Annotated in this window: 19 protein-coding genes and 3 tRNA genes; 3 read left to right on the top strand and 19 right to left on the bottom strand. The window is 49.1% G+C overall.

Going from position 1 to position 22,344, the window contains the following annotated elements; genetic code table 11:
* Positions 1-67 precede the first annotated feature (67 nt).
* On the top strand, positions 68-5,941 hold the full coding sequence (locus ACCC71_RS05650; RefSeq protein ID WP_434311443.1) for a peptidoglycan-binding protein: 5,874 nt from the start codon (positions 68-70) through the stop codon (positions 5,939-5,941).
* Positions 5,942-6,080: 139 nt separating this feature from the next.
* Here the strand turns inward: ACCC71_RS05650 and ACCC71_RS05645 are convergent.
* The 8 genes from ACCC71_RS05645 to ACCC71_RS05610 form a co-directional block, all read right to left on the bottom strand.
* Positions 6,081-6,154: transfer RNA gene (locus tag ACCC71_RS05645), tRNA-Arg, on the bottom strand.
* 33 nt (positions 6,155-6,187) lie between these two features.
* Positions 6,188-6,261: transfer RNA gene (locus ACCC71_RS05640), tRNA-Pro, on the bottom strand.
* Positions 6,262-6,497: 236 nt separating this feature from the next.
* A complete protein-coding gene (locus tag ACCC71_RS05635; protein WP_434311442.1) occupies positions 6,498-7,508 on the bottom strand; it encodes a hypothetical protein in 1,011 nt (336 codons plus the stop codon).
* Between the two features lie 29 nt (positions 7,509-7,537).
* The gene (locus ACCC71_RS05630; protein WP_434311441.1) at positions 7,538-8,542 is read right to left on the bottom strand and encodes a 4-hydroxy-2-oxovalerate aldolase; all 1,005 of its coding nucleotides are present in this window, start codon (positions 8,540-8,542) and stop codon (positions 7,538-7,540) included.
* 4 nt (positions 8,543-8,546) lie between these two features.
* Positions 8,547-10,031 carry a tripartite tricarboxylate transporter permease gene (locus tag ACCC71_RS05625; RefSeq protein WP_434311440.1) on the bottom strand — a complete coding sequence of 495 codons (1,485 nt, stop codon included), beginning with the start codon at positions 10,029-10,031 and terminating at the stop codon, positions 8,547-8,549.
* 16 nt (positions 10,032-10,047) lie between these two features.
* Positions 10,048-10,512 carry a tripartite tricarboxylate transporter TctB family protein gene (locus ACCC71_RS05620; protein ID WP_434311439.1) on the bottom strand — a complete coding sequence of 155 codons (465 nt, stop codon included), beginning with the start codon at positions 10,510-10,512 and terminating at the stop codon, positions 10,048-10,050.
* A 20-nt stretch (positions 10,513-10,532) separates the two neighbouring features.
* Positions 10,533-11,597 (bottom strand): tripartite tricarboxylate transporter substrate binding protein, encoded by a 1,065-nt coding sequence (locus tag ACCC71_RS05615; RefSeq protein ID WP_434311438.1) that lies wholly within the window; start codon positions 11,595-11,597, stop codon positions 10,533-10,535.
* Between the two features lie 35 nt (positions 11,598-11,632).
* Entirely contained in the window at positions 11,633-12,202 is a 570-nt protein-coding gene (locus tag ACCC71_RS05610; protein WP_434311437.1) for an HD domain-containing protein, read from the bottom strand.
* Positions 12,203-12,373: 171 nt separating this feature from the next.
* Here ACCC71_RS05610 and ACCC71_RS05605 point away from each other — a divergent pair, with 171 nt between their 5' ends.
* Positions 12,374-13,282: a LysR family transcriptional regulator gene (locus tag ACCC71_RS05605; protein WP_434311436.1), complete on the top strand. Its 909-nt coding sequence runs from the start codon at positions 12,374-12,376 to the stop codon at positions 13,280-13,282.
* A 168-nt stretch (positions 13,283-13,450) separates the two neighbouring features.
* Here the strand turns inward: ACCC71_RS05605 and rplT are convergent, their stop codons facing one another.
* The 11 genes from rplT to polA all read right to left on the bottom strand — a co-directional run bounded on the left by rplT (position 13,451) and on the right by polA (position 21,887).
* Positions 13,451-13,807 (bottom strand): 50S ribosomal protein L20, encoded by a 357-nt coding sequence (gene rplT, locus ACCC71_RS05600; protein WP_434311435.1) that lies wholly within the window; start codon positions 13,805-13,807, stop codon positions 13,451-13,453.
* A gap of 22 nt (positions 13,808-13,829) precedes the next feature.
* On the bottom strand, positions 13,830-14,024 hold the full coding sequence (rpmI, locus tag ACCC71_RS05595; RefSeq protein WP_244800640.1) for a 50S ribosomal protein L35: 195 nt from the start codon (positions 14,022-14,024) through the stop codon (positions 13,830-13,832).
* Between the two features lie 28 nt (positions 14,025-14,052).
* Complete coding sequence (infC, locus tag ACCC71_RS05590) at positions 14,053-14,547, bottom strand: translation initiation factor IF-3 (RefSeq protein ID WP_434311434.1); 495 nt, start codon at positions 14,545-14,547, stop codon at positions 14,053-14,055.
* A gap of 447 nt (positions 14,548-14,994) precedes the next feature.
* On the bottom strand, positions 14,995-15,312 hold the full coding sequence (locus tag ACCC71_RS05585; protein ID WP_434311433.1) for a DUF1540 domain-containing protein: 318 nt from the start codon (positions 15,310-15,312) through the stop codon (positions 14,995-14,997).
* Between the two features lie 107 nt (positions 15,313-15,419).
* Positions 15,420-16,784, bottom strand: coding sequence for a PFL family protein (locus tag ACCC71_RS05580; protein WP_434311432.1), 1,365 nt, complete (start codon positions 16,782-16,784; stop codon positions 15,420-15,422).
* 14 nt (positions 16,785-16,798) lie between these two features.
* On the bottom strand, positions 16,799-17,071 hold the full coding sequence (locus ACCC71_RS05575) for an ACT domain-containing protein (RefSeq protein WP_434311431.1): 273 nt from the start codon (positions 17,069-17,071) through the stop codon (positions 16,799-16,801).
* A gap of 9 nt (positions 17,072-17,080) precedes the next feature.
* Positions 17,081-17,878: an MBL fold metallo-hydrolase gene (locus ACCC71_RS05570; RefSeq protein WP_434311430.1), complete on the bottom strand. Its 798-nt coding sequence runs from the start codon at positions 17,876-17,878 to the stop codon at positions 17,081-17,083.
* A gap of 74 nt (positions 17,879-17,952) precedes the next feature.
* Entirely contained in the window at positions 17,953-18,255 is a 303-nt protein-coding gene (locus tag ACCC71_RS05565) for a type II toxin-antitoxin system RelE/ParE family toxin (RefSeq protein ID WP_434311429.1), read from the bottom strand.
* Entirely contained in the window at positions 18,248-18,511 is a 264-nt protein-coding gene (locus ACCC71_RS05560) for a type II toxin-antitoxin system prevent-host-death family antitoxin (RefSeq protein WP_434311428.1), read from the bottom strand. Before ACCC71_RS05560 ends, ACCC71_RS05565 begins: the two co-directional genes overlap by 8 nt.
* Before the next feature lie 60 nt (positions 18,512-18,571).
* Positions 18,572-19,282 carry a dephospho-CoA kinase gene (gene coaE, locus ACCC71_RS05555; protein WP_434311427.1) on the bottom strand — a complete coding sequence of 237 codons (711 nt, stop codon included), beginning with the start codon at positions 19,280-19,282 and terminating at the stop codon, positions 18,572-18,574.
* Entirely contained in the window at positions 19,248-21,887 is a 2,640-nt protein-coding gene (gene polA / locus ACCC71_RS05550; RefSeq protein WP_434311426.1) for a DNA polymerase I, read from the bottom strand. Before polA ends, coaE begins: the two co-directional genes overlap by 35 nt.
* Positions 21,888-22,061: 174 nt before the next feature.
* On the opposite strand from polA, the gene ACCC71_RS05545 reads away from it, so the two are divergent.
* A tRNA-Leu gene (locus tag ACCC71_RS05545) sits at positions 22,062-22,144 on the top strand.
* Positions 22,145-22,344: the final 200 nt, after the last annotated feature.

The raw sequence follows: 22,344 nt of genomic DNA, 5'->3' as shown, positions 1-22,344 counted from the left end.
CGGTCTTTTCCAATCCCTAAATAACGCTCAAAAAAGTGTCCAGGAGACAAAAGAAAAATTCGAATCGTTGCGTTCTGAGGTCGAATCGCTAAACGACGAGCTTTCTTCCGTCAAACAACGGATAGAGGAACTACAGGGCAAAGTTCCGCTGACCTTCACGGAACACCAGGAGCTGAAACAGCTAAAAGAGGTCAACAAACAATTGGAACTCCGGCTGGCTCTCAAAAAACTTACACAGAATCAAGCTGGGGAAGAAAAGGCCTCCAATGCGCGAGACGCTATCACGAAAAAGTCCGAGCAAGTTCAAGTCGGAACAGAAACGATATTCGACGAAAACGGCTCAGAAATTACTGTTCCAAAGATGGAAAGCGTGGACCGCATCGACAAAACCCTCGATGATCTAAAAAAATTAGAAGATTTGAGAGCTCAGCTCTCCGTGGCAACCCACAACAATGATAAAACGATGCAGAGCGCTCTTCGAACACAGATCAAGAGCTATGAATCCACCATAAAAGAACGGATATCCGGCTTAATCACAGAGTCCGAAGATCTCTATGATGCAGAAACAGGCATGGTCATTGAGGGATATGAGGGAATCGCCAGCCGCTTAGAGAATCTATTTCAAAGAGGTCTCTTTGTTTTAGATCCCGTGGCCGCTATTGAAGGGGTAGAGAAAAGTACTTCTGAAATGCGTCAAGCCATCCTGTCAAAACTCTCCAACAACCAAAATGTCAATCGATTAGCGCCTCTTGGCATCGCTTCTATCATCCATTCCCAGCGGGATCCTATGCTGGAATATCTGCTTACAGCTTCCGACGAGACAATCGACATCATTTACACGCTCATGGCAAGCAATCAATCCGATTCCTGGACTTTGGAAGACTTCCAAAAAGCGGTAGACGAATTTCAAAAGAAAAAGTTGGAAATCTCTGAGCTTACAGGGAATGTCAATACTTATGGCGATGAGCGAGAACTGCTTTCTCAGATGTCCAGTCAAAATTCCACATTAACCATTGATCAATATGAGAAGTTGATCGAATATTCGGAGGATTATGCCGACTGCCTATCTGTGGAGGGCGATCGAATCACGCTGCACGAAGACGCCGTCAAAGAGCTAAGCAAAGCGCGGGAAAAAGAAATTCAAGCGAAAATCGAGGAAGGGAAATCCAATAAATACCTAGAATACCATAAGTTGAACCAGGAATTAAATCATCTCCTTGACGGATATGATAAATACAATTTTGCCACTCATTATCAAATTTCTTCGAAATTGGAAGAGATGGAGGCCATTGCTTCTGAAATTGATCAATACTACTTACTGGAACAACAACTTCTAGGCACCAGCAATGCCTTTGATACCTATCGAAATTCGCAATCCGCTCCCAGTCCTGAGGATGATTATAATACCGGCTTAAGCGCCATGGAGGATTTATCCAAAGGATTTTCTGAGCAACGCTATGGCACTGCTGGCTTTGAGGCTGGCGCTCGCCTGCTGATTCCGGAGGATGTGATCGATCAAGGCGTTGGGGCAATGAAAGATTACTATGACGACACTTTAAAAAAGTATTTTACAGAAGATGACGAAGGTATTACCCAATTTGTCCGAGATGCTCTTTCCGAGGGACTCTTCATTGGCGATACAGAGAGTTTCGTAGTAGCGGAAGGCGCCAAACTGCAGGACTTTGTTGATCAACTCGGTCTAACGAAGGAAGCCGCCTTGTCCTTGTTCGGAGATCTGGAATCCTTCACCTTTGGTCAAACCTTCGACTGGACAGATGAATTATTAGATAGCAGCGCCGATAACTTGAATGCCTTAGAAATGATGGAAGCTCAGGCGCTTGCTGATAAGGCAGCAATGATTGAGGAAGGAACATGGGGTCTCACCTCGGAGTACGACCAGGAAAGCACCCAGCAAATTTTGGATAAACTAGAAGAAATCCAAAAAGCCAAGGAAGATTTGGCAAGCCAAACTGCAGAAGATTTAGTAAATTATGCTACCCTACAGCAAGAATATGACTCCCTGATCAAGCAATGGAGTTCTGCGGAGACACCTGAGGAAAAAATCCGCTTAAAAGCGGAGGCCGATGAGGTCCAGCAGCAAATTGCAGAAATTGAACAAGGGCTAACAGAACCCACTGAAATGAACATCCAGGTTTCCCGAGAATATCTGGAAAATGAAATTCAAAATACCAAAGAAAAACTCAACACGCTTACCCCCGAAAGCGATGCTTACCGTACAGCCCAAGAGGAACTGTCAAAGCTGGAAGACAGCCTCAATAAGGTGAACAATTTAGATAACACTTCTTCTATCATTATGATGGAACAACTAAAAAATATCTCTTCCGAAGTTTTCAAACTAATTGTTCAACCAAAAAAATTTCCCTTGGATACGGTCGCCGCCCAAGCACGTTTATCCGCCCTATCAGTCGCCCTTCTTGCTATTAAGGCACAAGCGGAACAAGGCGCTAACTTTAAAATCAGCACGCTTATTACTACTAGCAATACCTCCACAGAAAACGAATCTTCCCAGGGAGGAACATCTAGGGGTACTGGAAGGTCGTTTGCTGTAAAAAACGGTACTGCACATGCAAAAGGCAGCTGGGGTACCAAACGCAGAGAAACAGCGTTAACAGGAGAGCTAGGTCAAGAACTGATTGTCTATGGCGACAAATATTGGACCGTAGGCGACCGCGGCGCAGAATTTGCTACTATCCCGAAGGGCGCCATTATCTTTAATCATAGACAAACCGAAGAATTATTTAAAAATGGCTATGTAACCTCCGGCGGGGGACGAGGAAAAGCTTACGCAAGGGGTAATTTTGATACGTCGGGCCATGCTTTTGTAGCAGGTTACGGCGGTACCCCTTCTTCTGGCTCCTCTGATAGTAAATCCAATCGCCAAAGTTCTTCCAATTCAAAATCCACCTCTGATGCCAAAGACACATTTGAGGAACTCGTCGACTGGATCGTCCGCAAGCTGGATGTCCTAAAGGCCCGCACCGAGGAGTTCCTTAACTCCGTGGAGTCTTCCGTCTCCACCGCTGCCAAGAAGGCTGGCTTCGATTCTGCTTTTTCTTCCATGATCGAGCAGATGCAGCTCCTCGAAGAAGCCGCAAACCGCTATCAGCAGGAGGCCGATTCCACCGACCTTTCCGATCACTATAAGGCTCTGGTCCGCTCTGGACGCATTGACCTGGAGAAGATTACCGACGAGGACTTGAAGAAGTCCATCGATACTTTCCAGGATTTCTATGATAAGGCACAGGACTGCGCGGGGGAGCTTTCTTCCCTCCGGGGCGATATCCGAAGCGCCGCCGAGGATTTTGCCAACCTCCGCCTCGATGAGACCAAGGAGAAGATTGACCGGCTGGACGACGCCATGTCCCGCCTGGAACAGGCTTATAAGAATGCTCTCAGCCTGACGGAAAAGAACAGCCTCTTAGACCAGCAGACCCAAAACCTGAAAAATCAGCTGGATACCTATAACAGCGCTTTGGTGGATGCCAATACCGAGCTGGCCATCCAGATGGGGCTTTTGAAGAATGCCACTAGAGACCAGTTCCTTTCTGCTTTCCAGGCCAAGGAAAAGATCGATACCTCTTCCCTCTCCGGCTCTGCGCTGGTCCTGGCGGAGAAGTACAATGCCCTTTTAGCGGTGCAGAGGGAGGCTTACCAGAATGCTTCCAAGGCTGCCGCGGATTATACCGAGGCTCTCCGGGAGAATGCCAAGGCTAAGTTAGAGAACCTGCAGGAGGAACTGGATAATCGAAACGATCTTCTTTCTTCCAAACGCTCCCGCTTTGAGTCTGGCCTTGATCTCCTGGAGGCCAGAGGAGATTCCATCGGCATGGCCTATTATCAGAAGATGCAGGAGCTGTCCGAGCAGGAACGCCTTTCTTTGGAGGCGGCCAATCGGGAGCTGCAGGCTCTCCTGGACCGGGAAGTTTCCCGCGGCGTGATCGTCAAGAATTCCGAGGACTGGTACCGCCTGACCGAACAGATCCTCGACAATGCCAATGCCATCAATGCCTGCACCAAGTCTATCCTGGAGATGCAGCAGGCCATGGATGACATCCGCTGGGAGAACCTTTCCAGAAAGGTGCAGGCTTACCAGGACCTGACGGAGGAGACCGACTTCCTGCTGGATCTCTTGAAACGCGAAGACCTGGTGGAAAAGAGCGGGGCTTACACGGCATCGGGCCTGGCCTCCGCTGGTTTGATGGCCCAGAAACTTGCCATCGCCAGGCAGTCGGTTTCCGAATACCAGGCGGCCCTAGCTTCCCTGGATGCTAAGGCCAAGCGTTCCGGAGCGGACCAGATGGGCGCTTCCGGATATAACGCCTACATGGAAAAACGAAATGAGCTGATGGAGGATTACCGGGATGCCATCTCCGATGTCTACGACTATGAGGAGGACATGCTGGACCTCATCCAGGAACAATTGGATGCCCAGGCGGATGCCTACGAGGAGATCTTAGACAAGCGGAAGGAAGCCCTGAAAACCGCCAAGGAGGAATCTGACTATCAGAAAACCATCGCGGAGCAGACAAACAGTATCCGGGAGATCGAGCGGCAGCTTTCTGCTTTAGAAGGCAATGACTCCGACTACGCGAGAAAGAGGCGGAAGCAGCTGCAGGCGGACCTGGCCAAGGCCCAGGAAAAGCTAGAGGATACGGAGGCCGATAAGAAGTACGAAATCCAGGTGGAAGTTTTGGATCAGGAGTTTGAGGACCTTAAGGACTCCTTAGAAGCCTACGCCAAGGATACGAAGACGGCTCTTACGGACCTGACCGGCCAGATCAATGGGAATGTTTCCTCGGTCCGGGAAAGCCTGCAGAAGCTTTCGGAGGAAACCGGGTATCAGATCAGCGAGGGAATCACCGGCGTGTGGTCGGCGGCTGGAAATGCCGTGACCACCTATACGGGCACGGTGGCCGATGCGGATGCGGCGATCACGGCGCATCTGAAACAGATCTCGGATGCCTACGACGCGATGGCAATCCGGATCGAGCAGGCGACCCAGTCGATGCTTTCGTCGATTGCGAAGCAGAACGAGGCGGTGACCGGCCAGAAGAGCGGGCCCATCCAGGCGGGCCATGTGAATGATGCCACGGATTCCGCCGCGGTCAGCGCGGTGGTGGATAAGAACCGGAACTATATCCGGGGCCTGTACCTGGATCTGTTGAAGCGGGAACCGGATGAGGCTGGTTTGGAGGATTGGAACCAGCGGATGGCAAACGGGATGACGGCCGAGGAAGTCCGCCAGGGGATTATCAACTCGGAAGAATACCGACGGAAGCATCAGACGCCGTCCTCTCCTACGTTGACTGGAGAAGATCAAAAAGTATCAAATGTAAATGGTACGCTGCGCCGGGGACAAAAAGGCGATGATGTCCGAAAGCTTCAACGCGCCTTAAACGGAACTATCCAGGCAGGCCTGGACATAGACGGAAGTTTCGGCCCCGCCACCCTCCGGGCAGTCCTGGAATTCCAGCGACAAAACGGGCTCAATCCGGATGGCAATGTCGGTCCCAAGACCAAGGCGAAATTCCGGGAGGCCGGATTCCGCCAGGGAGGTATCGTCGATGTTTTGAGACAAAGTGGAGAAGATGGACTTGCCATGGTAAGAAATGGAGAAGTGATCCTGACCCCAGACGATGGCAGGCTGTTCCGCGACTTTGTGGGAAATATGCCGGAATTGACGAGCGCAATGAATCATCTGCTTCGCTCCGAATTGACGCCGACGCCTTCCCTTTTGCTTTCTCCACTCTCCCCGTCAGACCTAGCTCCAGTCACTTTGGAACTCAACGCCCCTCTGGTAGCGCTTTCCGGTGATGTCAACACGGAAATGGCGAATCGGATTGGGCGGATTGTGAAAAAGGAGCTGGATACCAGCCTGAAAGCGATCCGAAACTCCGCAAAACGAAATATGAAGCGGTAATTTGGTAGGAAGAGTCTCTCTGGAAAACTTTTACAAGGCGCAAAAGAAGGAGGGTCCAAGCGGCCCTCCTTCTTTACGTTTTAATAGAAAATTCCTATGAAATAAAAAAACTCCCAAGTAAACACCTGGAAGCTTGTCCCGTGCCTGGAGGGATTCGAACCCCCGACCCACGGCTTAGAAGGCCGTTGCTCTATCCGGCTGAGCTACAGACACACTCTCTTTCTTCACAAAAAAGCAAAGAAAAAATCGGGGCGACAGGATTCGAACCTGCGACCTCCCGGTCCCTAACCGGACGCTCTACCAAACTGAGCCACGCTCCGAAATAATGATAGCACTTCTCACACTGTTATATAATCTACCAAATTCCCAGACATTTGTCAAGAAGTTTTTCTTCAAAAGCGCATTTTTAAACATTGTACAGCTATCGTCCCGGTTAATCCAAAGGAGGCGGCGAAAAAAGTCATGGACCAGTAAAAAGAAATCCGCCTAGGAAAAAGGATAGCGCTTCTTCCCAGGCGTTTTTTGTTCTACAGGAAATTCCTTCTTGGTTTCCGCTTCAGCTTCGAAAAAGCCGTAGAATATTATTTGTTTTGCTGTACTTATTGGTAAATAGAATCAAATCTCCGTTTTCGTCAACGGTCAATCCATGAGCGTGAAGAGCGCAGCCGCGGCTTCCAAATCGAGCCACAACTTGGAAATCCAGATTGATAATCGTAATCCCTCCGTCCAGTTCTCCCACATAGACCCATTTTTCATCCGCGCAAACCGAGCCTACCCGAAAAAGTCCGCTTCCGCAAAAAGCCAGAAGCTTTCCATCCTGATCAAAAACATGTACGCAGGCATTTTCTCGGTCGGCTACCCAAATCCGATCCCTAGCGTCCAGACAAAGATCATGTACCAAGCGAAAGCGCCCTGGACCGCTTCCCGGCTCTCCAAAGGATCTATCCAAAGTCCCGTCTGGACGAAATTTGTGTACCGCCGCATTGCCGTAGCCGTCAGCGGCAAAATAGTAGCCGCTGCGGCCGACCTTCATACTGCACGGCCGACAAAAAGGTGCTCCGCAGCGTCGAATGCTATCCAGCCTGGCATTAAAATCCGGCCTCTTATTCCAGCTCTCTTCTTTTGGAATTCTTCCTTCTCGGCGAAGTTCTTCCAGATATCCGGGATCATAGCCGCTGTCGCCGTGGCGTCCCAGCCATCCGAAATCCCGAATCCAGCGTCCTTCTAAATCGATCTCTCGGATCACGTGGGCTTTCATTCCGGCATCCGCCACCAGCAGGGTATGAACCGGCGTAAAATTAGCGCTATGAGCCTTTTGAAAAAGCCCTATACCAAAGGCTCTTTGATACTTCCCCTCCGTGTCAAATACCGTGAGCGGATGCTCTCTGTCTTCTGTCGCCACAATCAAACTGCCGTCCCAGTCAACGCAGCCTCCCAACGCGTGGACTCCTGTCAGATTTTCTGGCCATTTCGCCCATGATGCGTCCGCCTGATACCGAAAGCCTCCGCTTTCATAGATCCCGTCCCGCTCCGGTGTACGGTTTGGCGGACATATGATTTCTACCATACTCCATTTCCTCCCTGCCTATGCTTTCACTAAGCCCGGCCTTCGACCAGGGCGAGTGCCTCCGCCTCCATCAACTCTCGAGACGGGCTTTTCCGATCCAGAACGGAAACTCGCTCGATCAAATCATACAACGGCACATCGTGGCTCACCGCCATTTCGCGGAACAAGCTCAAAAAGCTAGAATGGCACCCAGCGATACCGCATATCACATCCTCCGGTCGAATAAAAGAGCTTTCATCGCAGCCGCCAAGTTCTGGAAGCAGCTGTCTCTCCACGAAGCCCAAAAGCCCCGGTATATTTACCGTCTTCAACATTCCTCGGCGCGCAAGCAGCGCCGAGAGGATCTCCGTCGCGCCATTCCCCGCGCTGCGGGCCAGCCCCAGCAGGCAGCAATCTAGCGTATCCGCCCCGGCTTCCAGGGCGGTCAACGCATTTGCATGAGAGAGCCCCAAATTATTGTGTCCATGAAAAGCGACGGAAATCCGCACCTCCTGCCGTATCGCCTCCACATAAGCGCGGACGTCCTCCGGCAGCATGGTTCCTGCCGAATCCATCACCGTAATCCGATCCAGCCCGCAGGATTCCAGCACTCTGGCCTCTCTGGCTAAATCGGCCGGAGGCAAAAGATAAGATTTCATCAAGGAATACTCGCAGGCAATCCCGCATGCTTTTACCTGCTGAATCGCTTCATAGCATTTGAATCCGTCTCCAGCGGCAGCTCCGATGCGGATAAATTTCATACCCGCATCGCTCGCTTCACGGATTCGCTCCGTCGTCGCATTTTTGATATTTAAAAAAATCCCGATCGTCCCACGCCTAGTAAACGGCTGAGCCATCTCCAGATATTCCTGATCATTCAAGCTTTCATCGGGAGCGACTCCCCCCAGCCCCTTACTGCCTCCGATCTCGATGGTATCAATTCCGTTGGAAAGAAGGCCTTCCAGTATCAATTCTGCCTGCTTTCTGGAAAATCCATTCGGGACAGCATTGGCGCCATCGCGCAGAGTACAGTCAAAAAGTGTAATCTGCCCCATGATTTTACCTTCTCTCCTTTTTCGGCTTCTTTTTCTTTTTAACTACGCTAAATAATACAAAAGCAATCAAAATCCATAGAACGATGCAAACCGGACGGGATACAAAGATGGAAAGATTTCCCTGTGAAATCAGCAGCGACCGGCGAAAATCCATCTCAAACAGCCCTGCCAATACCAAAGCCAATGCGAAAGCTCCGACCGGATAATGCAGCTTTTTCGCGAAAAAGCCAATCACACCGCAAACGATTGCTACCCAAATATCAAAAAATTGATTGCGGCAGCAATAAGCGCCGATCAATGCGCACATCAAAATCAAGGGCGCCAGAATATAATTTGGAATAACCAACAGGCGGGCAAAGATGCTAGTTGCAAAAAAGCCCAAAACAAACATAAAAATCGTCGCCAAAAGAAGTCCCCACATTAACGTATAGACAAAGTCCGTATTGGTGCTCATCAAAGTAGGGCCGGGAGTAATTCCTTTTACCACCAGTACACCGGAAATCACCGCCACGAAACCAGAGCCTGGCAGACCGATTGCAAGCCACGGCACTAGTGCGCCTGCCACCGCGCCGTTATTTCCGGATTCCGGCGCAGCGATTCCAAGAGGGCTTCCTTCCCCGAATTCATCGGGATTCTTCGCTACTCGCTTTGCTTCCGTATAGGCAAGGAAGGAGCCGGATTCGCATCCAAGTCCCGGTATGATTCCGCAGACCACTCCGATGATTCCCGATTTAATTACCGTTGGCAGACACATTTTTACGTCCTTCTTTTCAAATCTGCAATTACATTTCTTTGCGTCCGCCACATAGCTGGCTGAGGTGTTTCCCATCGACATATTAAAAATCTCCGCAATGGCAAACATTCCTGTGATGATCGGCACCAATTTAAATCCATCATATAAAATGATACTTCCCATGGTGAAGCGTGGATTCCCAGAAAAAATATCCAAACCCACGGTAGCTGTCATCAATCCCAACAGCAGCATAATTCCCGTCTTTAAAAAATTGTCGCCCGTTGCCATCAGCGTCAGCATACCAAAGGTGGCCACCAGAAAAAGCTCCGGATCCGTCAGTTTCGTCGCTAATCCAGCCAAAGGCCCTGTAGCAAACATCAATACCAGCACTCCTAAAATGCCGCCGACAGTGGAGGCAAATAAGGAAATTCCAAGCGCCCGTCCAGGCTCACCATTTCTGGCCATAGCATTTCCATCCAGCACCGTAGAAATTGCTCCGGCCTGACCAGGGATTCCTAGCGTCACCGCCGAAATCGATCCGCCGTAGCTGGCTCCTTGATATAAGGACATCATCATAATCAACGCTGGAATCGCGTCCATCTGGTAAATCAGAGGAAATAGCATGGTCACGCCCACCGACGCTCCCAAACCAGGAAGGGCGCCGATCAGCATCCCATAAGCCGTACCAAAAACGATGGCGAAAAGGTTCGTCATGTTAAATAGTAAGGAAAAATCAAAATCCGTTAATACACCCACGTCGCCTCTCCTTTTCTTAAGTGAACTCGATTTTCAGCCCAATGCCGAACAATAATATCACAAATAGGGTAAACGCGGCGGCTACCAATAGGGTTTTTATTAACTTTTTCATGCTTTTTGGTTCCTGATTGTAGAGCCAAACTAGAACTCCTGTCGTCACAAAAACCATTGGATAAAAGACGCCCAGCATCTGCCACGCCAATACAAATAGAATCGTGGTTAGAAGGATTCCTCCCTGTTTCCCCGGATTTCCCACTTTTACCGTTCCAGTCTCCGTCTTCCGGGAGCCCAGCGTGTCCGCATAAAGGGAAATCAGGCTCAATACGAAAATCAATATCGCTAGAAGGCGCGGGTAAAAAGAGGAAGAAAGGCTAAAGTTCGCGCCCTCCTCAATAAAGAAGGAAAGGACAAAATATCCTACCGATAATACGATCAGTATCCCGTCCACCGCCAATGACAGTTTTCTTTTACTGATTTCCATATAGATGTTCTCCTTTGCGGTTACTTATTGTCATACCACTCAAAAGCATTCTTTCCCCACTCGATGACATCATTGTATGCCTGAGTAAATTCTTCACGATTTTTATTGCTCACAGACATGCCCATGCCAGTCACGCACTCCTCCCAGGCCGGATCAGCGACGATCTGAGCGTTGATCTCCTCCAAGCGATCCATAACAGCTTCGTCGGTGCCGCTCTTACAGAACATGCCGCGCCATACCGTTACTGAATTAGCATTCTCATATCCCAGTTCTCCCAGCGTAGGAGTGTCCGGAGTGACATCGTAATGCTTGTCGCCGGTCAGGGCCAGACAACGCATCGAACCGCCTTGCACTTCTGTACTGGAACGATTGTTGCTCAGCAGCATGAAATCAGCGTCGCCGGCTAAAACTGCTGTGATCTGTTCATTTCCGGTATCATAAGGAATAAAATTGAAATCAATCTCCATATCCTGCATCAGCAAGCATGCCCAGTAATGGACAATTCCCTTTGTCTTATTTCCGGCTCCATTCACCTTTCCAGGATTTTCCTGACATGCCTTGATCAAATCTTCGATGCTCTGATACTGACTGTCAGCAGCTACGGTAATCCACATGGAGTCATTGGTCAGGCCAAAGAGAGGGGATACCGAATCGCCTGCAAAAGGAGCTGTACCGGCGGCCACTGTCAAAGGCAACGATTGGGACTGCTGGAGCAAAGTAAATCCGTCGGCATCCTCTTTCAGCAGCATATTCATCGCCATGATGCCGGAAGAAGCAGTCTCATTCACTACCATTGTTTTACAGCCGCTATATTTAGTGAAAAGCTCCGCCCATTTGCGTGTCAAGATATCGGAGTTATTGCCCGGATCCGCATCCGTAATAATGGTCACCGTCTTATCGCTCGCATAGATGTCCTCTGCGTTCGCGGTTGTCTCTCCCGCTGTGCTATTCTCTGCTGCCGCTGTTTCGACTGCCGCCGTACTGGCCGGCGCGGTTGTCGTCTTGCTGGATTCTGAGCTACATCCGGTCAGGGATACCGCCGCCGTCATTGCCAGAGCCAGGAACATTGCTATTGTCTTTTTCATACTTATTCTCCTTCTGATGGTTTATTTTTGTTGACTTAATGCAAGTCAGAGACGTGCAAAGTTTTTCCCATATAGAAGCGGTGCGCGTCCGCATCACTCAAATCTGCATAGGTTACAAGTATTCCCTCTAACGAAGTCGGCAGCGTTTTTGTCTGATGGGTATGCGCCAGAATTGCCGCCGATATCTTATGAGGAAGCCCTGCCTGCAGACTGTAGTAGGCGCTGAAAAATCCATGCTGATAACTGCGTCCCACCTCTGTTTTCTGAATTCCGCCATCTTCTTTCGGTGTGTTCTCCAACAATTTGGAAATATCATGCAGCGCCGCAATACTGATCACAGCGTCCATATCAATATCATATTGATATTCCTTCTGCAAAATCTTTGCCAGACAAATGCTTCCCTCCGTCACGGATCTCGTGTGTTGGCATAAGGTTACATAGTCGCAAAATGGATTAAATCTGGCCGTCTTTAAATTTTCAAAATTACCATACTGGTAGGCCAGTTCCCAAGCTTTGACCACCTTATCCCGTAGTGCTGCGTCCTCAATCTGTTCAATCTGGGGAATCAGTGCCACCAATTCATCTCTTGAGAAATCTGTTTTCATTTCTTTTCCTTTCCACTGGGCCCTTATGTGATTTACGATCTGTCTTTACTCTAGCGGATAAAGATAAAAAAATCCAATCAATAAATTTTTTTCATTCCGCCTCCATCAAAAAAATATTTATCTGTTTTTTTAGGACACGCATGCTATAATGAGAAAAAAGGAAAGGGCAGGATGTACATGAATTTACAGCATCTATACTATTTTCAAACTCTGGCGAAGCTTCAGCATTTTGCAAAATCTGCTTCCGAGCTTTATATTACTCAGCCTTGTCTCAGCTATGCAATCACCGCCCTGGAGAAAGAACTGGGCGTCAAGCTGGTGGAACGCACCAGTCGTTCTTCTCAGCTTACCGACGTCGGCGAGGTTTTTTTAACTTATGTCAATCGCGCTTTAGAAGAATTGGAAAAGGGGAAATTTGCCGTCAAATCCTTTACTGAATTAAGCGATTCCTATATACGAATCATCACAGAAAAAACTTTTTTGACTACCACGATTGTAAAAGCTTTTAAAAGCGAAGAAATTCATCAAAATATGGACTTGCAGTTAACGCAAAATATTGGTCAAGGCTTATATGAACAAATGCGCCTAGGAAATTTTGACTTCGGCATTAGCGCGAGTTTTCCAAATATCGAAGGAATTGAATATTTTGAGATTTCCGATTTCCCTCTGGTTCTCTTAGTGCCGAAAACGCATCCATTAGCCAACCAAGGCAGTATTAATCTTTACGATGTCGATTGGTCTCAGACTGTAATTTCCCGCTCCGATACCTCGATCACCGTCAAACGAATCAATGCGATCTACAAAATGGTCGGTTTTAATCCGGATACGAATACTTGCCGCGTCAAATCCTCCCTTGCGCTGGCCACTATGGTAGAAGCGGGATTAGGCATTGGACTTTCCTCCTACTATCCGCAACTGGAGAGCTTTTCCGAGCTAAGAGTTCTAAAAATCCACACGCCGGACGTGCTAAACGTCCTTTACTTTTTCCGCCGCCTGAACGCGCCGAAGACAAAAAGCTGCGAAGCTTTTTTTTCCTATGTGCAGAAGCATTATGCTATCTCCGCGGTGAAGACGCTTTAATATTTTTACGCTTCTTCTACACCATCTAGATCTCTATTCTTTTTCAAAATAGAATAAAAAAGCCAAGAACCACATATTTTCAAAAATATATGGTTCTTGGCTTTTTTATACTTGCAATCAAAATAGCGACCGCGATCCACCGTCTTTTTCAGAGGCGTCTATTCTCATTTACGCAATTTTCTCTTTCGCCAAAGCGGCCAACTTTGCAAAGCCTTCCGCATCGTTCACTGCCATATCGGCCAGGATTTTGCGGTTCATCTCCACGCCGGCCTGCTTCAGACCAAACATGAAACGGCTGTAGGACAGGCCGTTCATTCTGGCGGCAGCGTTGATACGGGCAATCCACAGACGGCGGAACTGTCTCTTTCTCTGTTTCCGGCCTGCATAGGAGCTTGTCAGAGCTCTCATGACAGACTGCTTTGCTACTCTATACTGTTTGGAGCGTGCTCCACGATATCCCTTTGCCAGCTTTAATACACGATTATGTCTCTTCTTGGCGCCTAAGCCACCTTTTACTCTTGCCATTTCGGTAATCTCCTTTCAACTATTAGTAGGGCAGAATCTTCTTCATAACCTTTGCGTTGGTCGCATCGGTCATGGCTGCTTTCCGAAGATTTCTTTTTCTCTTCTGAGACTTCTTCGTCAGAATGTGGCTCTTGTAGGCTTTCATTCTCTTCAGCTGACCGGTTCCGGTCTTTTTGAAACGCTTTGCAGCGGCTCTTTTCGTCTTTAATTTCAGCATTTCTATGTCCTCCTTCAGATTGTATTGCTTAGCGTTTTTCGCTTAAGAACATAACTAGGCTTCTGCCTTCCACCTTAGGCGCTTTGTCGACAGTCGCGATATCCGCCACTTTTTCCGCAAAATCATCCAGGATGTGCCTGCTCTGATTCATATGGCTCATCTCACGACCGCGGAAACGGAGGCTAACCTTCACTTTGTCGCCCTTTTCCAAAAACTTCCTGGCCGCCTTAACCTTGGTATTCAGATCGTTCTCCTCGATATTCGGAGTCAGACGAACTTCCTTGGTTTCAATGATCTTTTGCTTTTTCTTGGCTTCTTTTTCCTTGCGGGCCAGCTCATACCGGTACTTTCCATAATCGATAATCTTGCAAACCGGCGGATTCGCAGTCGGAGCAACCATTACCAGATCTAATTCCTCTTCTCTGGCCATCCGTAGAGCTTCTCTGGAATTCATCACACCAACCTGTTGTCCCTGACTTCCGATCAGACGAATCTCTCTGTCACCGATTTTCCCGTTAATCAATAGATCGCTAATTGCCGTATACCTCCTAAAATAATGTTCCTGCGATTGCCTGACAGCAGCGGCTAACGAAACACAGTCCAAGCAAAACCGTATTTCAGCCACAAAAAAAGGTGAATAGCTAGACTACCCACCTATCCTTACCCATAAAAAGTAAGATCGTCAGAACCCAAGTCACAACATGTGCTAAGGTGAGAGTGGATACTCTGCTTTTTCATAAATTTACAACATATAGATGTTACCATCGTTTCTCTTATTTGTCAAGCACTTTTCATGGTAATCTCATTCCTACAATCCTCCATAGCTAAGAGCATGCACACCTCATAACTTATTACACCACGGATGGCAGATTCTTCGGAGCCTGCCTTTCAGTTTTGGGGCATAGAAATGGAGCTGCTGCTCCGGTAGTGATGATTCCTCTACTTTCGCAACAGCCCCTGTTCTTTTTCCTTAGCCGCGAGCCTGGAAACTAGCGCACATGGTCTGATCCGCCATCTTTGCGTTAGGGCCGGCAATACCGATATGCTCTGCGCTGCATTTGCGGTCTGCGTTAAACACGCAGTTGATCGCTTCACAGCCAACGGACAGCTGCGTGTTTGCTTCCCTTACGGAATTTTCACAGCAGCCTTCCCGTCTCTCATCGAAATTGCCGCAGCAGGTTTCATTGTCCGTATGGGCATGAGTCCCTTCCACCAAGATCTCTCTCCGGCAGCAGCAATTATCTGCATAATGAACACAGGTATTTACACTACAATCTAAAACTGGCATGGGATATTCCTCCTTTTCTTTTCTCTCACGTTTATTCTTCACCAAAGAAAAGGAATTTATACCCGACCGTTTCAGTTCTTCCGCTGCCAAAAGACAGCACTATTTTTTTAATTTTTAAAACTATGAATCGGAGCCGGAATTCTTCCGCCGCGGTTGACAAATTTCTCGCAGGAGTACGGGTTGACGCGCATAATCGGAGCATATCCCAGAAGGCCGCCGAACTCCACCACCTCGCCGACCCCTTTCCCGATTACCGGGATCACGCGTACCGCCGTGGTCTTTTGATTAACCATTCCGATCGCCGCCTCATCGGCAATCAGGCCGGAGATGGTCGACGCCGACGTATCGCCGGGAATGGCGATCATATCAAGCCCCACAGAACAAACGCAAGTCATCGCTTCCAATTTTTCCAACGTCAGGGCGCCGCGATTTACCGCGTCGATCATGCCTTGATCCTCGCTGACCGGGATAAAAGCGCCGCTTAAGCCGCCCACATAGGAGGACGCCATCACACCGCCTTTTTTCACTTGATCGTTCAGAAGGGCCAGGGCAGCCGTCGTTCCAGGCGCTCCGACGGATTCCAGTCCCATCTCTTCCAAAATCTCCGCCACGCTGTCGCCGACTGCCGGAGTCGGAGCCAAAGAAAGATCCAAAATGCCAAAGGGTACGCCGAGACGGGCCGATGCTTCCTGGGCAACCAGCTGACCGACACGGGTCACCTTAAAGGCCGTGCGCTTTACGGTTTCGCAGAGCACCTCGAAATTTTCTCCCCGCACCTTTTCCAGCGCACGCTTCACCACACCCGGCCCGCTGACGCCGACGTTGATGATCGCGTCGCCCTCCGTCACGCCGTGGAAAGCGCCCGCCATAAACGGGTTGTCATCCGGCGCATTGCAGAATACCACCAGCTTTGCGCAGCCAAGAGAGTCCTGATCCGCCGTCTCTTTTGCCGTCTGCAAAATCATTTCTCCCATCAGCTGAATGGCATCCATATCCAGTCCCGTCTTGGTGGAACCAACGTTTACGGAACTGCACACCCGCTCCGTAGCGGCCAACGCCTTGGGGATGGACAAAATCAAATTTCGATCCGCAGCCGTCATTCCCTTTGATACCAGCGCGGAATAACCGCCGAGGAAGTTCACGCCGACGGTCTTTGCCGCCCGGTCCAGAGTTTCCGCAATGGTGACAAAATCCTCCGGCGTACGACAGGCAGAGCCGCCTACCAGTGAAATCGGCGTGACCGAAATCCGCTTATTCACAATCGGAATCCCATATTCCCGTTCAATATCTCGGCCCACGGAGACTAGATTTTTTGCCAGCCGTGTAATCTTCTCATAAATCTTTTCATTCAGCGCTTTCAGATCGCCGTCGCAGCAGTCCAGCAAGCTGATTCCCATGGTGATCGTCCGGACGTCCAGCTTTTCCTGTTCGATCATCTGATTGGTTTCATTGACTTCCCAAATATTAATCATGCCTTGCCTCCTGCTTAGATGCGGTGCATCTTTTCAAAAATCTCTTCGCTCTGGCAGCGAATCCGCACGCCGATGGTCTCTCCCAGCGTTTCCAGCTCCTCCGCCAGTTCCCCGATCGTCTTCGACGATTCATTGGCGTCCACAATCATCATCATGTTAAAAAAGCCCTGGATGATGGTTTGGGAGATATCCAGAATATTTACTTGATTCTCCGCCAGATACGTGCACACCTTGGCAATGATGCCGACCGTGTCTTTTCCTACCACCGTAATAATCGTTTTTTTCATGTCATCCTCCTAGATCTGCACGGTATTGGACCGGCCGGAACGAGGAGCCACCGCCAAGGACACGTCGTCCTTTTTGCAGCCGCACTCCCCCATCAAAAGCTCCATACGCACCGTCTCATAAGCCAATTCCGCATAATTATTTTCTTTACTCAAATGTCCCAGCAGCACATACCGAAGCCGGGGCTGCCAGACTTCCGCCAGCAGACGACCCGCGGTTTCATTGGACAGATGTCCCTGCTTTCCCATCACCCGCTGCTTCAGATAATAAGGATAAGGGCCAACCTGCAGCATCCGCACGTCGTGATTCGCTTCCAGCAGGAGGGCGTCCAAATCCGCCATAAAGGCCACCGTCGCCGGATGATATTCTCCCAAATCTGTTACCACCGCTACGGATTTCCCTCCGCAATTCACCCGATAAGCCACCGGGTCTGCGGCGTCGTGATCGACAGAAAAGGACTGAATTTCCAAATCTCCCAGGCAAAATGTCTCGCCCGCGCAAATCGAATGAAACAAGTCGCCGGGAAAAGCCCCCAGGCTTTTGATCTGCTGAATTCTCTCAAGCGTACCGGCGGTGCCATAAATCGGAATTTCATATTTTCTTGCCAACACGCCCAGGCCGCTCACATGATCGCTGTGCTCATGGGTAACCAGCACGCCTTCCAGGTCTGCTGGAGAAAGCTCCAAAGCCGCCAGGCCTTCTTCCACCCGCTTTCGCCCAATGCCCGTATCAATCAAGATGTGATGATTCTCAGAACCTATGTAAATGCAGTTTCCGCTGCTGCCGCTCGCCAAACTTACCAGTCTCATCTTCCGTCCTTTCTGCATAACGATTCTAGTATAGCAGAACTTACCTTCCATTGGCAATGCCAAAATTTTCTTTGTCAAAAGCTGCTCGATGTATGGCGTACGGTGACAATATGCACTTCTTTCTTTTCCTTTAAAACACGATAAATGACAACATAGTTTTTCACGAATACCTGACGGTAATCTCCGTTTGCATAGGCTCCAACGCATCGAATCGCACCGCGTTCTGGAAATTGTTCCAAACTAAAAATTGCATTTTCCAGTTCGGCAATTATATTTAAAGCTATACCAGATTCTAGCAGATTTTCCGCTATATAGGTATAGATATCATCCAAATCCCGGTAAGCACGGGCATAGAGTTTTACAACAAATTTATCCAAAATGTTTTCTCCTCAAGGAAGACAAGGTTTCTTTTGCATCCAACAAAACGCCGTCGGCAGCATATTCTTTTTCAGCTTCGCAAATTGCTGTATCTGTTCGTACTGTTTCTAGCATTTCCTCATATGTTTCAATACTCATAACGACTAAATCTCCATAACCGTTCTTTGTGATAAAAAGTGGTTCACGTTTTTCATGACAAAGTTCAGAAATCTCCGTGGTATTTCTAAGGTCTGTAATTGGTCTAATTTGGGGCATATGACACCTTCCTTTCTTTGTACATAATAATATCATAATTATGTACATATCACAAGACAATTATGTGGGATCATTTATACTTCTCACCGCCAGAATCGCATGAATCTGCGCTTTAGCCGCGGCAAAACTTCCCCCATTTTCAATCACGACATCGCTGACTGCCCGAAACTCCTCCTCGGACAACTGGCTTTTCATGATTTCCTGACATTTTTCGCGGGAATATCCCCGTCCTTTTTGAAGCCGTTCCAGCCGAACCGCCTCCGGCGCGTACACATACCAGATGGAATCACAAAACTCCCGGAATCCCGCTTCTACCGGAAGCGCCGCTTCCAGTACCGTCAGTTTTCCCGGAAAAAGCAGAATCCGACGGCGCAATTCCTGCTTTACCAGCGGATGCGTCAGACGATTCAGCAGCTCCCGTTTCTCCGGATTCTGAAAGACAATATCCGCAAGCTTCGGCCGGTCGATACTGCCGTCTGGCTTGCAGATCGCCTCAGAAAAAGCCTTTACCACCGCCTGATAGGAAGCCTCCCCCGGTTCCATCAACTCCCGCGCCACCAAATCCGCCTGAATCACATGCGCTCCGTATTCTTGCTCCAAAAGCTTTAAAACTTCACTTTTTCCAGATCCCACGCCGCCGGTAATCCCGATCACGCTCACCTCTTCGCCCCGCTTTCCATGCCGTCTGCGGAAGATTCCCTCCCGCAGACTTCTCTGTACACATTTTAATTTTCTTTTATTTCGCGTCCAGCCAGTTCTCTCCGATACCAACTTCCACCGCCAGAGGGACGTCGAAGGAAGCCGCTCCGCTCATCTCCTCTTCCAGCAGAGTTTTCACCCGTTCCGCTTCCTCCCTCGGAGCCTCCACCAAAAGCTCATCGTGTACCTGGAGGATAATACGGGCGCGAAGTCCTTCCTCCCGCAGCCTATGATCTACCCGAACCATCGCGATTTTCATAATATCCGCGGCGGTTCCCTGAATCGGGGAATTCATGGCCACACGCTCCCCAAAGGAACGCTGATTAAAATTGGAGGATTTCAGCTCCGGAATCGGACGGCGGCGTCCAAACAGAGTCAGGACATACCCCATTTCCCGGCCTTCCTTCACCAAACGATCCAAGAACGTTTTTACGCCCGGATAGGTTTCAAAGTATTTTTGAATATAATCGGTGGCTTCCTTCCGGCTGATACTCAAATCTTCACTCAGTCCAAAAGCGCTGATTCCATAGACAATTCCAAAATTGACGGCCTTCGCATTTCTTCTTTGCTGAGGGCTCACTTCATCTAACGGAATATGAAATACCTGGGAAGCCGTAATCCGGTGAATATCCATCTCCTCCCGATAGGCCTCCTGCAGCCGCTCGTCCCCCGACATATGGGCCAAAACCCTCAGTTCAATCTGGGAATAGTCCGCATCCACAAAAACCATCCCCTCTTCCGGCACAAATACCCGGCGAAGCACCCTTCCCAGCTCCATCCGAATTGGAATATTCTGCAGATTTGGTTCGGTGCTGCTGATCCGGCCCGTCGCCGTGATGGTCTGATTAAAGGTACCGTGAATTCGCTCATCCGGCCCGATAAAATTGGCAAGACCGTCGGCATACGTGGACTTCAGCTTTGCCAATGTCCGATATTCCAGGATTTTTCCCACCACCGGCACATGGGGCTTTAACTTTTCCAAAACATCCGCCGATGTGGAGTATCCCGTCTTCGTCTTCTTTCCGCCCGGCAATTTCATCTCGTCAAACAGAATTTCCCCCAGCTGCTTCGGGGAATTGATATTAAACGTCCGGCCTGTCATCTCATAGATTTCTTTTTCCAGAATCACAATCTGTGCTTCCAATTGATCGCCGTATTCCTTCAGCGCCTCACGCTCCACCCGAACGCCGGCCTTCTCCATCCGGTCAAGGCTAAAAATCAACGGCATCTCCACGGTCAAAAACAGTTTCTCCATGCCGGTTTCCGCCAACCGTTTCGCTAGAATCGGCGCTGCGGCAAAAGGAATTGCCGCAAGCCGGGACACATGGGTTTGAAATACCTCCGGGCTCGCTTCCGCAATCGGCGTTTTCCCTAAAAGCTCCGCTGGGGAAGGAATGGTTTGGCTGCAATAATCCCTGGCTAAATCCGCATAGTCATAGCTGCTTTTTAAGGGATTCAGCAGGTACGCGGCTACGCTTGCATCAAAATAGGACGGCTTCTCCTGCACGGGAAGCTGTTTGAGCAAATCCTTCAAATACAGAACCACGATACGCTCCGCAGTCTCCGCCAGCTGGTTCAGTTGTTCCGCCAAATAGGCTGCCGTCAAAAAACCGCCGCACTCCAGATAAACCGCCTGATCTTCCGCAAGGCCAAAAGCCAATCCCAAAAGTTCCTCCGAACCGCCTACCGTCTGTACGCTAAAGCAAGGTGTTTCTTTCAACTTGGCAAAAAATTCTTCCGCATCGCCCAATTCTTTGATTTCCCGGAAGGAAATCTCCTTTTCCTCCTGCCCTTCCATCTCCCATGCGCTGGTATCAAACCGTTTGAGCAGGGATTTCAGCTCCAAACGGCTCATCAGCTCATAGGCTTCTTTCGTATAGAGATTCCCCAGACTAGCTTTCTCAAAGGAGAATTCTACCGGCGCGGTCACGCAGATGGTTGCCAGCGTTTTACTCATCTTGGCCATATCATAATGCTCTTCCAAGGCTTTCTGGGCCCGCGGCGGCTTGATCTCCGATACATGCGCGTAAGCATTTTCAATACTGTGAAACGCTGCGATTAAATTGGTCGCCGTTTTCTCCCCGATGCTCGGCACGCCGGGAATATTGTCTGAGGAATCCCCCATCAGCGCTTTCACATCGATAAATTCTTCCGGCGTCACCCCATATTTTTCTTTCACGTCGGCGGCAAAATAATTTTCCGTCACAGTCTGTCCGCCTTTGGTCTTTGGAATCCGGATACAGATATGCTCTGTAGCGATCTGCAGCAAATCCCGATCTCCAGACACCAAGGTTACCGCCATCCCCTGCTCTTCACTCTTTTTGGCAAGGGTACCGAGAATGTCGTCCGCCTCATATCCCGGAAGTTCTAAGATCGCCACACCGCAGGCGGTAAGCATCTCTTTCATAATCGGCACCTGAGCGTGAAGTGCGTCGGGCATCGGCTTTCTGGTTCCTTTGTAAGCCTCGTACATCTGATGGCGGAACGTAGGCTCCTTCCGATCAAAGGCGACTGCCAGATACTGGGGCTTTTCTTCCTCCAAAATCTTAAAAAGTATATTCAAAAATCCATATACGGCGTTTGTGGGGATACCTTTCGAATTGTTTAATTCCGGTACACCGTAAAACGCCCGGTTCAGGATGCTGTGACCATCCACCAATACAATCTTTTCTGCCATGCTTTGCCTCTCTCATTCCGGTTTCCCATCCCCGATGGAAAAGCCTTATTTTTTGTATCATAGCACAAAACGATTTCTCTGGCAACGGATGCCCCGGAAGAAAAAGTCAAAAGAAATATCAAAAAAACGATTGACAGTCTTGGACTCCAATGCTAAAATATACAAGTGTGATTTGCCGGTGTGTCGGAATTGGCAGACGACCGCGACTCAAAATCGTGTGGAGAATATCCGTGTGGGTTCGAGTCCCACCACCGGCAGGCTTTCGCCAGGGATACGTTTGTATCCCTGGTTTTTTGTTCTATCCTGCTTCCAACCATAAGATGGGAGGCGGTATTAAGACATATCGGAACATTTTGTATTTGCAGGAGCATTCGTACTTCTTCGATTCTGGAAATTTGTATTATGAGCAAAAATAAGACTGTTTGAGCGCAGCGAGTTTCTTATTTTTGCGAGTGCT

The organism is Hominifimenecus sp. rT4P-3, assembly GCF_051055405.1.
Taxonomy (GTDB): Bacteria; Bacillota; Clostridia; order Lachnospirales; family Lachnospiraceae; genus Pseudolachnospira.
Note: the sequence above shows the minus strand (reverse complement) of the source record. Positions and strands in the feature narration are given on the sequence as shown.